The following is a 16,426-nucleotide window of genomic DNA, read 5'->3' as shown; positions in this document are numbered from 1 at the left end:
CAGTACGGGCGTGACCCGGTTCTGCCCGCCTCTTCATGAGGATTTCACATGAACGGAACCCGAGGGGAGGACCGAGGAGGCGCGGGCCCGGTCGGCCGCGAAGTCAGACCCGAGCGGTCTGGCGCACCCCCGCGGCGGGCAGCAACACACCGTCGATGAGCCCGACGAGGTAGTCGCGGTCGACGGGCTTCCGCAGGACGAGCACGCGGTACGACACCATCGACGGGGTGACGAGGGCGAGCGCTTCGATGTCGGTGTCGGCCGCGATCTCGCCTCGCTCGAGGGCCCGTCGCAGCAGCAGCCGGTTGGCCTCGGCGCGGGGCTGGACGATCGCGGCGTCGACGGCCTCGGCCAGCTCGGGCGTCGTCGAGAGCATCGTGACGACGCCCGCCATGACGCGCATCTTCTTCTCGGCGTCGTCGATGCTGTGCGGCTTGATCATGGCCACGAGGTCACCGCGCAGCGTGCCCGTGTCGGGCAGGCCGTCGAGGTCGACGGCGCCCTGCTTGAGGCAGGCCACCGCGTCGACGACGAGCTCGCCCTTGGACGCCCAGCGGCGGTAGAGCGTGGCCTTGCCGGCCTTGGCACGAGCGGCGACCATCTCGATGGTCATGCCCTCGAAGCCGGTCTCGGCGAGCACGTCGATGGTGCAGCGGAGGATCTCGGGGTCGCGACTGTGGTCGCGCTTGCGACCCGGTCGCGAGGGGGTCGCGGGGTCGCTCTCGGCGGGCGTCGTCGCCGCGCCTTCCCTGTCGGTCATGGGGGTGACTCTACATCGGATGTTTACGAAACTGCCTGTATCCGAAACTGGCGAGACTCGTATATGCTCGCGCTCATGTCTCAGGCCTCCACCTCCCCTGACGGCGCGATCCGCGCCTCCTCGTCCTCCCCCACCCCGCCGTCGTCACGCCGCTGGTGGACCCTCACCACCGTCGCCCTCGCCCAGCTGATGGTCGTGCTCGACTCGACGGTCGTGAACATCGCCCTGCCCGCCGCCCAGACCGACCTCGGCTTCTCGGACGGCGACCGGCAGTGGATCATCACCGCCTACTCACTCGCCTTCGGCAGCCTGCTGCTCGTCGGCGGCCGCGTCAGCGACCTGATCGGCCGCAAGCGCACGTTCATCATCGGCCTCATCGGCTTCGCCCTGGCCTCGGCCCTCGGCGGAGCGGCCGGCTCCTTCGGGTTGCTCGTCTTCGCCCGCGCACTGCAGGGTGCGTTCGGCGCGCTGCTCGCCCCGACCGCCCTGGCCGTGCTGACCACGACCTTCACCATCCCGAAGGAGCGCGCCCGGGCGTTCGGCGTCTTCGGCGCCATCGCCGGTGCCGGCGGAGCCATCGGCCTGCTGCTCGGCGGGTTCCTGACCCAGTACGCGTCGTGGCGCTGGAACCTCTACATCAACGTCGTCATCGCGGCCGTCGCGATCGTCGGGGCCGCGATCTTCGTGTCGCACGTCACCCGCACCGGCCCGCGCCCGAAGCTCGACGTGCCCGGCACGCTGCTCGTCTCGGGTGCGCTCTTCTCGCTGGTCTACGGCTTCTCGAACGCCGAGACCCAGGGCTGGGACTCGCCCCTGACCTGGGGCTTCCTGGCGGCGGCCGTCGTGCTGCTGACCTCGTTCGTCGCGTGGCAGCGCCGCGCCGAGCACCCCCTGCTACCCCTGTCCATCGTGCTCGACCGCAACCGTGGGGCCGCCTACGCGTCCGTGACGATCGCGGGCGCCGGCATGTTCGGCATCTTCCTGTTCGTGACGTACTACCTGCAGACCTCGCTCGGCTACACGCCGACGAAGACCGGCCTGGCCTTCCTGCCGATGATCGCGATGCTCGTGCTCGCGGCCCAGCTGTCGACGAACCTCTTCGTGCCTCGCTTCGGGCCCAAGATCATGGTGCCGTTCGGCATGACCCTCGGCGTGATCGGCATGCTGCTGCTCACCCGGCTCGACCTCGAGAGCGTGTACGCCGCCGACGTGCTGCCGGCCCTGATGGTGCTCGGTTTCGGCATGGGCTCGATCATGCCCGCGTCGATCCAGACCGCCACGCTCGGCGTCGACCGCGGCCACGCGGGCGTCGCCTCGGCCATGGTCAACACGAGCCAGCAGGTCGGCGGGTCGATCGGCACGGCACTACTCAACACGCTGGCGGCGACCGCCGCGGCGAACTACGTCGCCGACCACCTGCCCGCGACCGGAGCCGTCGCGGCCGAGGCCGCCGTCACCGGCTACGCCACGGCGTACTGGTGGGGAGCCGGGTTCTTCGCCGTCGGCGCGGTGGTCGCGGCCCTGCTGTTCCGTCGCCGTGTCCAACAGTCGGACGACATCGACGCCTCGGCCTCGCCGGCCGTCGACGCGCCGGTCCCCGTGCACTGACGCGACCCGCTCGCGCAGACGACCCGCGCCTCCTCAGCCCTCGGGGCCGGGGAGGCGCGGGTCGTTTGCGCGACGGGCGTCGCGTCGGTCAGGACGCGGCTTCGTCCTCGTCGTAGCGGTCGACGCTGATCGTCGGGATCGACGCCGTGATGACCGAGCCGTCGGCCCGCATCAGGCCGCGCAGGTCGCTCGTCGTGGGGACGCGCGTCGTGATGCGCGGACCCTGACCGTCGAGGGCGACCCGCACCGGGGCGTCGGGTTTCACCTGGACCTCTTCACTGCGGACGGACACCGTCACCGTGTCACCCGTCTCGATCGTGAAGACGATCTCGTGCTGGGCGAGGTCCACCCGAAGGCGGCTGCCCTTGACGGCGACGCGGAACGAGAGCTCGTCCCAGTCGGCCGGCAGGCGCGGGTCGAAGGTGATCGAACCCAGCCAGTCCCGCATGCCGCCGTAGCCGTTGACGAGAGCGCTCCAGATGCCACCGGTCGACGCGACGTGCACGCCGTCGGACGTGTTCTTGTGCAGGTCGGCCAGGTCGACGTACAGCGACGACAGGAAGTACTGCTGCGACAGCTGGTGGTGGCCCACCTCGGCCGCGATGATCGACTGCACGACGCCGGACAGGGTGGAGTCGCCCGTCGTCAGCGCGTCGTAGTACTCGAAGTTGCGCAGCTTCTGCTCGGGCGTGAACTCGTCGCCCTGCAGGTACAGCGCGAGCACGACGTCGGCCTGCTTCAGCACCTGGAAGCGGTAGATGACCAGCGGGTGGTAGTGCAACAGCAGCGGACGCTTGTTCGCCGGGGTGGCCTCGAGGTCCCAGAGCTCTTTGTCGAGGAACTGGGCGTCCTGCGGGTGGATGCCCCGGTGGTCGTCGTACGGGATGTGCATCGCCTCGGCCGCGAGCTGCCAGCCGGTGATCTCGTGCTCCTCGAGGCCGAGTCGGGCCACCATGCGGTCGAACGCGACCGGCGAGTCGTCCTTCAAGCGGGTGACCGCCCGGACGGCCGCTCGAAGGTTCGCCCGCGCCATGACGTTCGTGTAGAGGTTGTCGTCGACGACGGTCGTGTACTCGTCGGGCCCGGTGACGCCGTCGATGTGGAACCGCTGGTCGCCGTTCGAGCGCCAGAAGCCGAGGTCGGCCCAGAGGCGGGCGGTCTCGACGAGGATGTCGACGGCGCCCCTCTGCAGGAAGTCCTCGTCACCCGTCGCCTGGACGTACTGGCTGAGCGCATGGCTGATGTCGGCGTCGATGTGGTACTGCGCCGTGCCGGCCGCGTAGTAGGCGCTCGACTCGAGCCCGTTGATGGTGCGCCACGGGAACAGCGCGCCTCGCTGGTTCAACTCGACGGCCCGGTCGCGGGCGGCGTCGAGCATGCCGAGGCGGAAGCGCAGGGCGTTGCGGGCGACGTTCGGCGACGTGTACGTCAGGAACGGCAGGACGTAGATCTCGGTGTCCCAGAAGTAGTGGCCGCCGTAGCCCGACCCCGTCACGCCCTTGGCGGCGACGCCCTGACCGTCGGTGCGGGCGGTGGCCTGGGCGAGCTGGAAGAGGTTCCACCGGACGGCCTGCTGGATCTCGGGCTGACCGGCCACCTGCACGTCGCTGCGCTGCCAGAAGTCGTCGAGCCAGGAGCGCTGGTGGGCGAAGATCTCGGACGTGGGCGTCTCGCCGGCCCGGTCGAGCGTGCGGTCGCAGCGGTCGGCCAGCTCGCGCGGGGGTACGCCGCGGCTCGTGTGGTAGCTGATCGTCTTGACCAGGCGGACCTTCTGCCCGGCCTGGGCCTTGACCCGGTAGACGTGCTTGGCGATGTCGTCGTCGATCTGCGACGACTGGTCCCACTCGGCGTCGGTCTCGATGCGGTGGTCGGCGCCGACCGCGATCGTCATGCCCGAGTTCGTCGTGCGGTAACCGAGGACGGCCCGCGTGCCGCCGTCGCGCTTGAGCACGGGCTGCAGCACGCGGTCCTCGAACGACTCGGCCTTGCGCGGGTCGAAGGCCTCGGCCGCGGCACGCATGCCGGCGTGGTACTGGTCGCCCAGGTCTTGGCGGTTCAGGATCTGGCTCGAGATGAGCAGCGACGCCGACGAGTCGAGCATCGTGACCTCGTACTCGATGACGACGAGGTGGCGGTCCTCGAAGCTGACCAGGCGACGACTCGTCACGAGGACGCGCTTGCCCGAGGGGGTGCGCCAGTCGATCTCGCGGACGAGCACGCCGTCGCGGAAGTCGAGTCGCCGGGTGTGGCGCAGGATGTCGGCCTCGAACAGCACGAAGGGCTCGTCGTCGACGTAGAGGCGGATCACCTTCGCGTCGGGCACGTTGACGATCGTCTGGCCGACCCGGGCGAACCCGAAGGCCTCTTCGGCGTGCCGGATGGGCCACGTCTCGTGGAACCCGTTGACGAAGGTGCCGAACGAGTGGCCGCCGCGACCCTCGTCGGGGTTGCCGCGCATGCCGAGATAGCCGTTGCCGACCGCGAACACGGTCTCGGTGAGGCCCTCGTCGCCCTGGATGTACTCGTCCTCGACGAAGGCCCATTCGTCGACGGGGAACCGCGAGCGGTCGAGCGGGTCGGACGTGATGTGGTTCACGACTGTGCCTCCGTGGTGCCGGTGGTGCTGGTGCTGGTCGAGGGGGTGCCCGGTGTCGCCTGGTCGGGGTTCGGAGCCGAGGAGGCGCGGGTTCGGTCGAGCGCCTCGACCAACGTTCCGAGGTCGTCGACCACGAGGTCCGCGCCGAAGTCGAGCAGGGTCTGCGCGCCCGTGCCGCGGTCGACCCCGAGGACGAGGCCGAAGGCACCACGACGACCGGCTTCGACACCGGACTGCGCGTCTTCGACGACCACGCAGTCGTCGGCGGTGAGACCGAGGCGGCGGGCGCCCTCGAGGTACGTGTCGGGTGCCGGCTTGCCGGTGATGCCCTCGGCCGCCGCCACGACACCGTCGACGATCACGTCGAACCGGTCGCGGAGACCCGCGGCCTCGAGCACCGGCACGGCGTTGCGCGAGCTGGAGACCACGGCGACGCGGACTCCCTCGGCGATGGCCCGGTCGAGGAAGGCCACCGACCCCGGGTACGGCGTCACGCCGTTCTCGGCGAGCTCGGCGGCGAAGGCCGCGTTCTTGCGGTTGCCGAGTCCGCAGACGGTCTCGGTGTCGGGGCCGTCGTCGGGCGAGCCCTCGGGCAGGACCACGTCGCGGGCGGCGAGCATGGCACGTACGCCGTCGTACCGCGGGCGGCCGTCGACGTGCTCGAAGTAGTCGGCCTCGGTGTAGGGCGCGAGGTCGTGCGCCGCGAAGTACTCGCCGAAGAGGCGAGACCACGCGCGCATGTGGACCTCGGCGGTCGGCGTCAGGACGCCGTCGAGGTCGAACAGCAGGGCGTCGAGGTGGGCGAGTCGCGAGGCGTCGCGGGGCGTGGCGGAGGACACGGGGTGCCGATCCCTTCGAGCGTGGGGGCAGGGTGAGCGACACCGGGGCGACGACGGCCCGATGCCGGTGAGGCGGGAACGATGCGGGGGTGGCACGACAGGGGTGAGCGGGGATGGTGCGGACCGCCTGCTGCGCCGTCGGGGGTGCGGCGTGAACCGCACGGGTCAAGTGTGGCACCGCTCCGCCCGCACACCTAGCCACCCGACCGGGGTGTGGAGCACCGTGGCCCTGGGGACGGGACGACGGGCCGGGCCATGGGCCCGTGTGGACGTTCCCGGCACCTGTGGACGGAGCCCGAGGTGTCGGCGGCGGCTGACATCATGGGCGACATGGACCTGGGCGACGAGTTCGACGTGCACGGCGGCTTCGTCGCCGGCGACGGCACCGCGACTCGTGACGCCGACGACGACGAAGTCCACTCGACGGCCGTGCCGCTGGTCGACGCCGTCGACGTCATCCGGCTCGTCGGGCCCCGTGCCTTCAACCGGGCCAAAGAGTACGTCCGCGACGCGGCCGTGCTCACCACGGAATGGCACCCGGCCGACGAGCGCCTCGAGGGCACCGTCCAGGGCGCCGAGTCGACGCCGTACCAGGTCGTCGTCGACCTGCGGGCGACCCGCGGCGAGTACAGCCGACCGGTCCGCAGCCGGTGCACCTGCCCGATCGGCGGCGACTGCAAGCACGTCGCGGCGACGCTGCTGCAGAGCAACTCCCGGGCCGTGGCCGATCGCAGTGCTCCGACACCCACCGTCGACGACTTGACGACCGGGGGCGTGACCGCGCTGGGCGCTGCACGACCCGGCACGGGCGTGGCCGACTGGCGGTCGACGGTGGGGGCGATCGGGCAGCCGACCCGCGCCTCCTCGGCCCGGACGACGCGCATGGGTCTGCTGTTCGAACTGCGCGACCGGGCCCACTCGACCCGAGGGCGCGCGGTCGCGCCCTCCGCCAGGCGTCAGGGCGGACCGACGGTGCAGCGACTCGGCGTGCGGCCGGTCACCCTGAGCGGCACGGGCAACTGGGTGCGGGGCAACCTCACCTGGTCGTCGTTGCCGTACCAACTCAACCGGCTCGCCATCGAGCCCGAGCACCACGCCTGGTTCGGCCAGTTCGCGGCCCTGCACCGGTCGGCCGTCTCCACCTACACGCCGGGCGACGCCGACTGGCTGTTCGTCGACGACTTCGGCAGCCCCCTGCTCTGGCCGCTGCTGGCCGAGGCCGAGCGCCTCGGCATCTCGCTCGTGACGGGCAAGCGCTCGACCGACGTCCTCGTTGGTGACGAGGCCCGGGTCACCGTCGACGCGGTGCGCGGCGACGACGGCTCGATGCTGCTGACCGCCGGGGTCACCGTCGACGGCGTGGCCCGTCGTGCGGAGTCGACCGGAGTGATCGCCGACCACGGGGTGTGGTGCGTCGCGCACGAACCCGCGCTGACCTTCACCCTCGCGCCGACCGCGGCCCCGCTCGACGACGAGCAACGCCGGCTCTTGACCGTCACGCCCGAGGTGGTCGTGCCCGCCGCCGACTCCGACGAGTTCCTGCGCGACTACTACCCCACCCTTCGCCGGCGCGTCGACGTCGTCAGCTCGGACGCCTCGATCGAGTTCCCGACGATCGTGCCGCCCGTACTGACGCTCACGGTCACCTTCGAGAAGGGGCAGGCGATCCGCCTGACGTGGGGGTGGACGATCGACGGCACGCTGCGGTCGCTGACGGCGCACTCCCCCGTCCCCGACCTGGGCGAGCTCGACGTCGTCCCCCGCGATCAGGTGCTGAAGGGGGTGACCGCAGCCGAGTTCGCGACCGGCACGCTGCCCGCCCTCGAGGCGCGAACCGACTTGCAGGTCGACCTCGTCGGCACACGGCCCGATTACCGCGAGCTGACCGACGAGCCACGCCTGACCATCACCACCATGCCGACCGACAAGCGCGACTGGTTCGACCTCGGCGTGCTGGTGACCGTCGAGGGACGGACCGTCCCCTTCACACCGCTCATCACCGCCCTCGCGAAGGGGCGGAAGAAGCTGCTGCTCGTCGACCACTCCTACCTCTCCCTCGACCACCCCGCCTTCGACGAGCTGAAGAGATTGATCGACGAGGCGTCGGCGCTCGACGAGTGGCAGGTCGCCCCGCGCATCAACCGCTACCAGGCGAGTCTCTGGTCCGAACTCGACGAACTCGCCGACGAGACCTTCCCCGCCGCCGAGTGGCAGCAGGCGGTCGGTGGGCTCCTGGCCCTCGCCGACGCCGGCGGCCTCGAGGCCGCCACGGCGATCCCCGTGCCGGCCGCGGTGGACGCGACCCTGCGCCCGTACCAGCACGAGGGGTTCGCCTGGCTCGCCTTCCTCCACGACCAGGGACTCGGTGGCGTCCTGGCCGACGACATGGGGCTCGGCAAGACGCTGCAGACACTCGCGCTCGTCGCACACGTGCGCGAGACCGAACGAGCCCGGGCCGGCGACGCCGCCGCGTCCCCAGACGCCGCCGTGTCGGACGGTCCGAGCAACCCGTCCGCACCCTTCCTCGTCGTCGCTCCGACCTCGGTGGTGTCCAACTGGGTGGCCGAGGCCGCACGTTTCACCCCGGGGCTGACCGTCCGGGCCGTGACCGCCACCCAGGCGAAGGGCGGGCGGGGGTCGGTGCACGACCTCGCGCAGGGCGCCGACGTCGTCGTGACCTCGTACGCACTGTTCCGCCTCGACTTCGCCGCGTACCAGGCCGAGGGCTGGGCGGGGTTGATCCTCGACGAGGCGCAGTTCGTCAAAAACCGCGCCTCGCAGGCGCACCGTTGCGCGGTCGACCTCGACGTGCCGTTCAAGCTCGCGATCACCGGCACGCCGCTCGAGAACAGCCTCACCGACCTGTGGTCGCTGCTGCACGTCGTGGCGCCCGGTCTGCTCGGCAGCAGCGTCCGGTTCGCCGACGACTACGTCAAGCCGATCGCGACGGGTGAGGCACCCGACCTGCTGCAGAAGCTGCGCAAGCGCATCCGACCGTTGATGATGCGCCGCACGAAAGAGCAGGTCGCCTCCGACCTGCCGGCCAAGCAGGAGCAGGTGCTGCGCGTCGACCTCGACCCCGCGCACCGCGACCTCTACGACGCCTTCCTGCAGCGTGAACGGCAGAAGCTGCTCGGCCTGATGGACGACCTCGACCGCAACCGGTTCATCGTCTTCCGGTCGCTCACCCTTCTGCGACTGCTGTCGCTCGACGCGTCGCTCGTCGACGAGGCCTACGCCGACATCCCCTCCGCGAAGCTCGACCAGCTGCTCGACGAACTCGAGGACGTCGTCGCCGAGGGGCACCGTGCCCTGATCTTCAGCCAGTTCACGACCTTCCTGCACAAGGTCGCCACACGACTCGAACGACGCGGGGTCGCCTTCGAGTACCTCGACGGATCGACCCGGCGTCGCGCCGAGGTGATCGACCGGTTCAAGACGGGTGATGCCCCGGCGTTCCTGATCAGCCTCAAGGCCGGCGGATTCGGGCTCAACCTCACCGAGGCCGACTACGTCTTCATCCTCGACCCGTGGTGGAACCCGGCGACCGAGGCCCAGGCCGTCGACCGCACGCACCGCATCGGCCAGACGGACAACGTCATGGTCTACCGGATGATCGCGAACGACACCATCGAAGAGAAGGTGCTGGCCCTGCAGGCGCAGAAGTCGCAGCTCTTCGACGCCGTCATGGACGACGACGCCGTGTTCAGCGCGGCACTCACCGCCGACGACATCCGCGGCCTGCTCGAGGCCTGACCCGCGCTGGCCGGGCCGGCCCGGCGGGGCTGGGCCGGGCCGGGCCGGGCCGGCCCGGCCGGGCCTCAGGCCAGCGACACCGTCTCGGCGAAGGTTCGGGTGGTCGGCGGGGCGAGCAGCACCTCGGGCAGACGGTTGGCACCCTCGGGCGTGGCCCGCCAGGCGACGTAGGCGTCGTGGTCGGCCGACGACGCCCAGGTCTCGACGACGATCATGACGGACGGGTCGGCGTCGTCGATCAGCACCTCGAGCCCCTCGCAGCCGGGCCAGGCACGCGTGGCGACGAGGGTCTCGCGGGCGATCTCGTGCGCGAGGTCGAGCCGGGCGGGGTCGACGTGGAGTTCGAGGTGGACGATGGTGGGCATGGTGGTTCCTTCGATCGGGCGGCGGCCCCGGGAGCGGGCCGCGCGGCGGACGGGCCGCGACCTCCCACCCTGGCACCCGCGCCTCCTCGTCCGCCGGGTCAGGCGACGTCGACGGTCACGCGGTGCCACCCCTCGGCACCGTTCGGAGCCGGCTGCACGTACGCCTCGGGCTGCCACGTGCCGTCCGCGCCCTGCGCCCGCACGTCGATGGTGTGCGACCCCGACCCGGCCGCCCCGGCGTCCCACCGGTAGACCCACTGGCGCCAGGTGTCGGCCGACACCGAGTCGGCCAGCGTCGCGTCGAGCCACGAGCCGCCGTCGATCCGCACCTGGACCGCCTCGACCCCGGTGTGCGGCTGCCAGGCCACGCCCGCGATGGAGACCGTCCCCGCGTCCACCGATCCCCCGTCTCGGGGCACGTCGATGCGCGATTCGAGCTTGACCGGCCCGAGGGCGTCCCAGCCGCGCGGCGTCCAGTAGCCCTCGGCGTCCGCGAAGCGCGTGACCTCCATCTCGACGACCCACTTGGTCGCCGAGACGTAGCCGAACAGGCCGGGCACGACCATCCGCACCGGGAAGCCGTGCTCGATCGGCAGCGGCTGGCCGTTCATGCCGACCGCGAGCAGCGCGTCGGTGCCCTCGTCCTGCAGCACGTCGAGCGGGGTGCCGGCCGAGAAGCCGTCGATGCTGCGCGAGAGCACCATGTCGGCGCCGCCGTTCGGGCCCGCCCGCTCGAGCAGCGAGCGGATCGGGTAGCCGAGCCAGAGTGCGTTGCCGATGAGGTCGCCGCCGACGTCGTTCGAGACGCAGCTGAGGGTCGCCATGTGCTCCTCGAGCGGCAGGGCGAGCAGCTCGTCGAACGAGATCGACACCTCGCGGTCGACCAGGCCGTGGATGCGCAGGCTCCAGTCGGCCGGGTCGATCGACGGCACCTGGAGGGCCGTGTCGATGCGGTAGAAGTCGGCGTTGGGCGTGACGTAGGGCGTGATGCCCTCGACGTCCAAGGAGGCGCCGGCCGGCACCGCGGCCTCGGTCACGCTCGCGCGCGGCAGCGTCAGGGCACGCCGCAGCGCCGCCGCGTTCGCGCGGCCCGCGTTCACCACGCGTGCCCCCGTCCCGACGACGACCGCGGCCACGCCGGCCACCACCGTGTAGGTCAGGAACGACCGGCGCTCGAGCCCGGGCCCGCGCAGCGGCGGGACGGGCTGCGTCTGCTCGGCCCACCCGGGCGACGTCGAACGGACCCACCGGCGGAGGCGCGAGGCGAGCTTGTCGACGAGAAGCACGGCCGCGAAGGTGCCGACGAGGCTCGGGATGGCGTCCACCTGGCCGGCGTCCGCGCGGGTCAGGACCGCGATCACGGCGAGCGCCCCGCCCGCCACGAAGGCGATCTTGCCGATCGGCTGGCGGCGGTACTCGCCGTAGCCGGCCGCGCCGGTGATGACGACGAGCAGCACGCCCATCAGCACGAAGAGGGCGACCTTGTCGCCGGTGCCGAAGAGCGACACCATGGTGTCCTTCACGCCGGCGGGGGCGAGGTCGATGACGGCGGAGCCGACGGCGAAGAGCGGGCTGCCGGTGGGTCCGGTGACGAGGGCGACGACCTCGGCGGCGGCGAGGAACGCGGCCATCGACGCGATGCCGGCGAGGGCGGCCCACAGGCCGGCGGTGCGGGGGGTCATCGGGTCGGTGGGCCCGGGCGTGGGGGCGGGGCCGGGCGTCGCCGACTCGGGTGGGGACAGACGGACCGACATGGGCTCAGGGTACGACGCGTGGCTCGGGAACCGCCTGCGTCCCCGGGTGCCGGCCCGCGCCTCCTCGCCGCGGGGCGGAGGCCCTCGCACGTTTCGGGGCCGTGACGATGTGCGGCCGCCTCTTCCGTCGCCGCGACGACCGGAGCAGGATGACCGGAACGCCCGAGACACACCGATGCGCCCCGGAGGTCAGCATGTCGACGACGAACCAGCAGCCCGCGAACCGGCCGCCCACGAACCAGGCCCAGCCGCCCACGACCGACACGGGTGAGAGTCCCACCGAGCTGAAGCGGGCCATCGGCCCGAAGCTGCTGTTGCTCTTCATCGTCGGCGACATCCTGGGCACGGGCGTCTACGCCCTGACCGGGCAGGTCGCGGCCGAGGTCGGCGGTGCGGCCTGGTTGCCGTTCCTGATCGCGTTCGCCGTGGCGCTGGTGACGGCGTTCTCGTATCTCGAGCTCGTGACGAAGTACCCGCAGACCGCCGGTGCGGCCCTCTACGTGCACAAGGCGTTCGGCATCCACTTCGTGACGTTCATCGTCTGCTTCGTGGTGATGTGTTCGGGCATCACGAGCGCGTCGACGGCGTCACGGGCGTTCGCGGCCAACCTGGCGGCCGGCATCGGGGTCGAGCTGTCGAACTCTGCCGTGATGCTCATCGCGATGGCGTTCATGCTGCTCGTGATGGCGGTGAACTTCCGCGGCGTGAGCGAGAGCGTCAAGGCGAACGTCGTGCTCACCCTGATCGAGCTGTCGGGCCTCGTCATGGTGATCTTGATCGGGTTCTGGTTCATCGCCGGCGGCAACGCCGACTGGGGCCAGGTCGTGCTGTTCGAGACACCCGGTGACAAGTCGCTGCTCCTGAGCGTCAGCACGGCGACGTCGCTCGCGTTCTTCGCCATGGTCGGCTTCGAGGACTCGGTCAACATGGCGGAGGAGACGAAGGACCCGAGCCGCATCTTCCCCAAGGTCATGCTGACCGGTCTGGGCATCACCGCGGTGATCTACGTGCTCGTCTCGATCTGCGCCGTGGCGATCGTGCCGATCGGCGAGCTGGCCGACAACGAGACACCGCTGGTCACGGTGGTGAACACCGCCGCCCCGGACTTCCCGATCGGCGGGCTGCTGCCGTTCATCTCAATGTTCGCCGTCGCGAACAGCGCCCTGATCAACATGATGATGGCCAGCAGACTGCTCTACGGCATGAGCAAGCAGGGTGTGCTGCCGGGCTTCCTGGGCAAGGTGCACGCCACACGCCAGACCCCGTGGGCGTCGATCGTCTTCACGACAGCGCTCAGCCTGGTGCTGATCGGCTACGTCTCGCTGTCGCCCGAATCCCCGATCGTGGCCGTGCTCGGCGGCACGACATCCCTGCTGCTGCTGTCGGTCTTCGCCCTGGTCAACGTCGTCGTCCTGGTGTTGCGGCGCGACACGGTGACGCACAAGCACTTCCGGGCGGGCACGGTGCTGCCGATCATCGGCGTCGTGGCGTGTCTCTGGCTCGTGCTGCCGGTGTCCTCCGGTCGCGGGGCCGAGCAGTACACGATCGCCGGCGGCCTGCTCGCGATCGGCGTCGTCCTCTGGCTCGTGACGTTCGTCTCGCGCCGCGGCCGGCCGGTGCCGAGCGACGCGATCGCCGACGCCGAGCGCGCCGACCCGCGGGCGTAGACCAGCCGAGGAGGCGCGGTGCCGGTCTCGACACCGGCACCGCGCCTCCTCGGGGCTGGGGCCCGTCCGCTAGACGAGCCGCTTCTCGCCCGGCCGCAGCACGCGTAGCCACCGGAACCCGTAGCCCTCGAGCTCGATCCGCAGGTGGCCGTCGGTGGCCGGCGCCTCGGGCGTGGCGAGGTCGGCGAGCAGGTCCACGACGCGCACCGAGCCGTCGAGACCGAGCACGCCGAGGTCGAGGTCGACCGAGCGGCCGTCGGACGCGAAGTTGTGCACGGCGACGAGCGTGCCCGTGCTGCCCACGACGGCGTGGCCCAGCACACAGTGGTGACCCGTGCCGAGCATCGTGAGGGTGCCCCAGCCGATCTCGGGCGACGCCCGGTAGTGCCGTACCAGGTTCTGGACGAAGCGCAGCATCGAGTCGGGCTCGTGGCGCTGACGCGAGACGTTGACGTGCTCGGGCGCCCACCCCTCGGCCCCGACGGGCGCGACCAGGTCGTCGGCGTCTGCTCGTGAGAAGCCGCCGCCGGCTTCGTCGGTCCACTGCATGGGCGTGCGGACGGCACCGCGACCCGGCACGGCCGGGTTCTCGCCCATGCCGATCTCTTCTCCGTAGAACAGCACGGGCGCCCCGGGCGTCGAGAACATGAGGCTGTAGACCATGCGGACGCGACGAGGGTCACCGTCGAGCATCGATGGCAGGCGACGGACGATCCCCCGGCCGTGGATGCGCTGTGACTCGAGCGGGGCGAACGCCTCGAACACCTCCCCGCGCTCGGACTCCCTCAGCTGGTCGAGGGTCAGCTCGTCGTGGTTGCGGACGAAGTTGCCCCACTGGTTGCCGCGTGCCAACACCGGTCGTGACGCGAGCGCGGTCGCGAGAGGCGTCGCGTCCTGGCGGGCGAGCGCCAGGTACAGGGCCTGGTTCGCGACGAAGTCGAACTGCATCGTGAGCTCGTCGCCGTCGTCCTCCCCGAAGAACGCGACCATCTCGTCGTAGGGCAGGTTCACCTCGCCGAGCATCATCCCGGTGCCGCTGCGCCGCGACACGTACCCGCGCAGAGCGCGCAGGAACTCGTGCTCGGCGCCCTCCTCGGTGTCGATCAGGTGCGGCACGGCGTCGACGCGGAACCCGTCGACGCCGAGCTGCAGCCAGAAGCCGATCACCTTGGCGATCTCGTCGCGCACCTCCTGGCGGTCGGTCGCGAGGTCGGGCTGGTGCGAGTAGAACGAGTGCCGGTAGTACCGGCCGGCCGTCTCGTCGTACGACCAGACGCCGTCCTCGACGTCGGGGAACATGTTCTCGGGCTGGTCGTCCGGTACGTCGTCGCGCCACTGGTAGTAGTCGTGGAAGCGACTGCCGGGGTCGTTGCGAGCCGCCTGGAACCACGGGTGCTGGTCGCTCGTGTGGTTCACGACGAGGTCGACGATCACGCGCATGCCGCGGTCCTTGGCGGTGCGGACGACCTCGACGAAGTCGCCGAGGTGGCCGTAGCGCGGATCGACGCCGTAGTAGTCCGAGATGTCGTACCCGTTGTCCTGCTGCGGCGACGGGTAGAAGGGCGCCAGCCAGAGGCAGGTCACGCCGAGCTCGGCGAGGTGGTCGAGGCGGTGCGCGAGACCTTCGAGGTCGCCCACCCCGTCGTCGTTCCAGTCGAGGTAGGTCTCGACGTCGAGGTTGTAGAAGACGGCGGTCTTCCACCACAGGTCGCTCGTGTCGGTGACCCTCATCGGGTAGGGCCGATCGCCGTCGCCGGCGTGGCGCAGGCGGTGGACGGGTGGGCGGCGCAGGAGGCGCGGGTCGGGCGGGTCATGTCGGCTCCGTCTCGGATGGGTCGCTTTCGCCGACCGTACCGACGCCCGGGACGCGCGGCCCTGGCCATCCTCTGTGCATCCCCCGTGCGGCCCCCGCACCCGCCCTGCCGCCGACCCGCGCCTCCTCGGCCGATCGCGCCTACGGGATGAGGCGGGCGGCGCGGTACCGCTCGAACAGGTCGACGAAGGCCTGCTCGGTGCGGCGGTACCGGGTGAAGCCGGCGTCGCGGGCCTTGCCCATGTCGGTGACGACCTCGATGTCGCGACCGAGGTCACCGTCGGTGTGCCACCACGAGGCGACGCGCGACAGCTCGGGCTCGGCGAGGTCGTGCTCGGCGACGAGGTCGCGCCACTCCTGCTCGAGGCCGACCATCTGCTGCTCGAGCGGCCGCGGCTCTCCCTCGAAGCCCTCGACGAGCGCGGGGTCGATGCCGAGGTGGCCGGCGAGGCGCGGCCACAGCCAGCGCCAGCGGAAGACGTCGCCGTTGACGACGTTGAACGGCTCGTCGGCACCGGCCGGGTCGGTCGCGGCCCAGATCATCTGCTCGGCGAGGACTCCCGCGTCGGTGACGTCGACGAGCGAGTTCCACTGCGTCTCGCTGCCGGGGAAGACGAACGGGCGGCCGAGGCGCTTGCTCAGCGCCGCCTGCACGGCGATGGTCAGCCCCATGTTCATGGCGTTGCCGACGGCGAACCCGATGACGGTGTGCGAGCGGTGCACCGACCACGTGAAGCCCTGGCGCTCGGCGGCGGCGAAGAGCTCGTCCTCCTGCGCATAGTAGAAGTTCGGGTAGGGCAGGCGCTCCTCGTCCTCGTGGAACGGCGTGTCGGGCATGTTCCCCGTGCCGTAGGCCTCGAACGGGCCGAGGTAGTGCTTCAGCCCGGTGACCAGCGACACGTGCCGCACCGGGGCGTGGTCGAGCGCGGCCAGCAGGTCGCGGACCATGGCGCCGTTGACGGCGATGTTCTCGGCCTCGGTGTCGCGCTTCTGCCACGCGGCGAAGAACACGTGCGTCGGCTTCGCGTCGGCCAGCGCGGTGCGCAGGCTCTCGGCGCTCGTCAGGTCGGCGGCGATGCCCGTCACCCCCGCGGACGAGGAGGCGCGGCGCGAGAGGGCGAGGACGTCCCACCCCTCGCGCGTCAACTGCTCGACGAGGGCGGTGCCGGTGATGCCGCTGGCGCCGACGACGAGGGCGGTGCCGGGGACGCTTTCACCGGCGGCGGTCGGGGTGCTGTCGGTCTGGGGTGTCTCGGTGGTGCTCATCC

10 protein-coding genes are annotated in these 16,426 nt (G+C 71.2%); 3 read left to right on the top strand and 7 right to left on the bottom strand.

Translation table 11 applies throughout. The features are described from left to right. Positions 1-103: 103 nt before the first annotated feature. The gene (locus BIV04_RS06980) at positions 104-760 is read right to left on the bottom strand and encodes a TetR/AcrR family transcriptional regulator (protein WP_071255416.1); all 657 of its coding nucleotides are present in this window, start codon (positions 758-760) and stop codon (positions 104-106) included. A 75-nt stretch (positions 761-835) separates the two neighbouring features. Here BIV04_RS06980 and BIV04_RS06975 point away from each other — a divergent pair, with 75 nt between their 5' ends. Then, on the top strand, positions 836-2,368 hold the full coding sequence (locus BIV04_RS06975) for an MFS transporter (protein WP_071255513.1): 1,533 nt from the start codon (positions 836-838) through the stop codon (positions 2,366-2,368). 88 nt (positions 2,369-2,456) lie between these two features. On the opposite strand, the gene BIV04_RS06970 is transcribed toward BIV04_RS06975, so the two are convergent. Together BIV04_RS06970 and BIV04_RS06965 are read right to left on the bottom strand one after the other, a co-directional pair. Beyond that, positions 2,457-4,964: a glycoside hydrolase family 65 protein gene (locus BIV04_RS06970; RefSeq protein WP_071255415.1), complete on the bottom strand. Its 2,508-nt coding sequence runs from the start codon at positions 4,962-4,964 to the stop codon at positions 2,457-2,459. Then, complete coding sequence (locus BIV04_RS06965; protein WP_071255414.1) at positions 4,961-5,803, bottom strand: HAD family phosphatase; 843 nt, start codon at positions 5,801-5,803, stop codon at positions 4,961-4,963. The genes BIV04_RS06970 and BIV04_RS06965 overlap by 4 nt, the downstream gene beginning before the upstream one ends. A gap of 330 nt (positions 5,804-6,133) precedes the next feature. On the opposite strand from BIV04_RS06965, the gene BIV04_RS06960 reads away from it, so the two are divergent. Further along, complete coding sequence (locus BIV04_RS06960; protein ID WP_083396258.1) at positions 6,134-9,559, top strand: DEAD/DEAH box helicase; 3,426 nt, start codon at positions 6,134-6,136, stop codon at positions 9,557-9,559. A 65-nt stretch (positions 9,560-9,624) separates the two neighbouring features. Here BIV04_RS06960 and BIV04_RS06955 read toward each other — a convergent pair whose 3' ends face one another. Further along, complete coding sequence (locus tag BIV04_RS06955; RefSeq protein ID WP_071255413.1) at positions 9,625-9,924, bottom strand: putative quinol monooxygenase; 300 nt, start codon at positions 9,922-9,924, stop codon at positions 9,625-9,627. A 98-nt stretch (positions 9,925-10,022) separates the two neighbouring features. Next, complete coding sequence (locus BIV04_RS06950) at positions 10,023-11,678, bottom strand: molybdopterin-dependent oxidoreductase (RefSeq protein WP_369825296.1); 1,656 nt, start codon at positions 11,676-11,678, stop codon at positions 10,023-10,025. Between the two features lie 194 nt (positions 11,679-11,872). Here BIV04_RS06950 and BIV04_RS06945 point away from each other — a divergent pair, with 194 nt between their 5' ends. After that, entirely contained in the window at positions 11,873-13,345 is a 1,473-nt protein-coding gene (locus BIV04_RS06945) for an APC family permease (RefSeq protein ID WP_083396239.1), read from the top strand. A 69-nt stretch (positions 13,346-13,414) separates the two neighbouring features. Here BIV04_RS06945 and BIV04_RS06940 read toward each other — a convergent pair whose 3' ends face one another. Next, positions 13,415-15,076: an alpha-amylase family protein gene (locus tag BIV04_RS06940; protein WP_071255411.1), complete on the bottom strand. Its 1,662-nt coding sequence runs from the start codon at positions 15,074-15,076 to the stop codon at positions 13,415-13,417. A 223-nt stretch (positions 15,077-15,299) separates the two neighbouring features. Continuing rightward, positions 15,300-16,424, bottom strand: coding sequence for an SDR family oxidoreductase (locus BIV04_RS06935; protein WP_071255409.1), 1,125 nt, complete (start codon positions 16,422-16,424; stop codon positions 15,300-15,302). Positions 16,425-16,426 lie beyond the last annotated feature (2 nt).

It is taken from the genome of Frigoribacterium sp. MCBA15_019 (genome assembly GCF_001864945.1).
Taxonomy (GTDB): Bacteria; Actinomycetota; Actinomycetes; order Actinomycetales; family Microbacteriaceae; genus Frigoribacterium.
The sequence above is the reverse complement of the archived record's forward strand: the minus strand, read 5'-3'. Positions and strand labels throughout refer to the sequence as shown.

Bases quoted from the DNA above. Each gene is read 5' to 3' on its own strand.
- BIV04_RS06980 (WP_071255416.1), bottom strand. From the start codon at position 760: ATGACCGACAGGGAAGGCGCGGCGACGACGCCCGCCGAGAGCGACCCC.
- BIV04_RS06975 (WP_071255513.1), top strand. From the start codon at position 836: ATGTCTCAGGCCTCCACCTCCCCTGACGGCGCGATCCGCGCCTCCTCG.
- BIV04_RS06960 (WP_083396258.1), top strand. From the start codon at position 6,134: ATGGACCTGGGCGACGAGTTCGACGTGCACGGCGGCTTCGTCGCCGGC.
- BIV04_RS06955 (WP_071255413.1), bottom strand. From the start codon at position 9,924: ATGCCCACCATCGTCCACCTCGAACTCCACGTCGACCCCGCCCGGCTC.
- BIV04_RS06950 (WP_369825296.1), bottom strand. From the start codon at position 11,678: ATGTCGGTCCGTCTGTCCCCACCCGAGTCGGCGACGCCCGGCCCCGCC.
- BIV04_RS06945 (WP_083396239.1), top strand. From the start codon at position 11,873: ATGTCGACGACGAACCAGCAGCCCGCGAACCGGCCGCCCACGAACCAG.
- BIV04_RS06940 (WP_071255411.1), bottom strand. From the start codon at position 15,076: ATGAGGGTCACCGACACGAGCGACCTGTGGTGGAAGACCGCCGTCTTC.
- BIV04_RS06935 (WP_071255409.1), bottom strand. From the start codon at position 16,424: ATGAGCACCACCGAGACACCCCAGACCGACAGCACCCCGACCGCCGCC.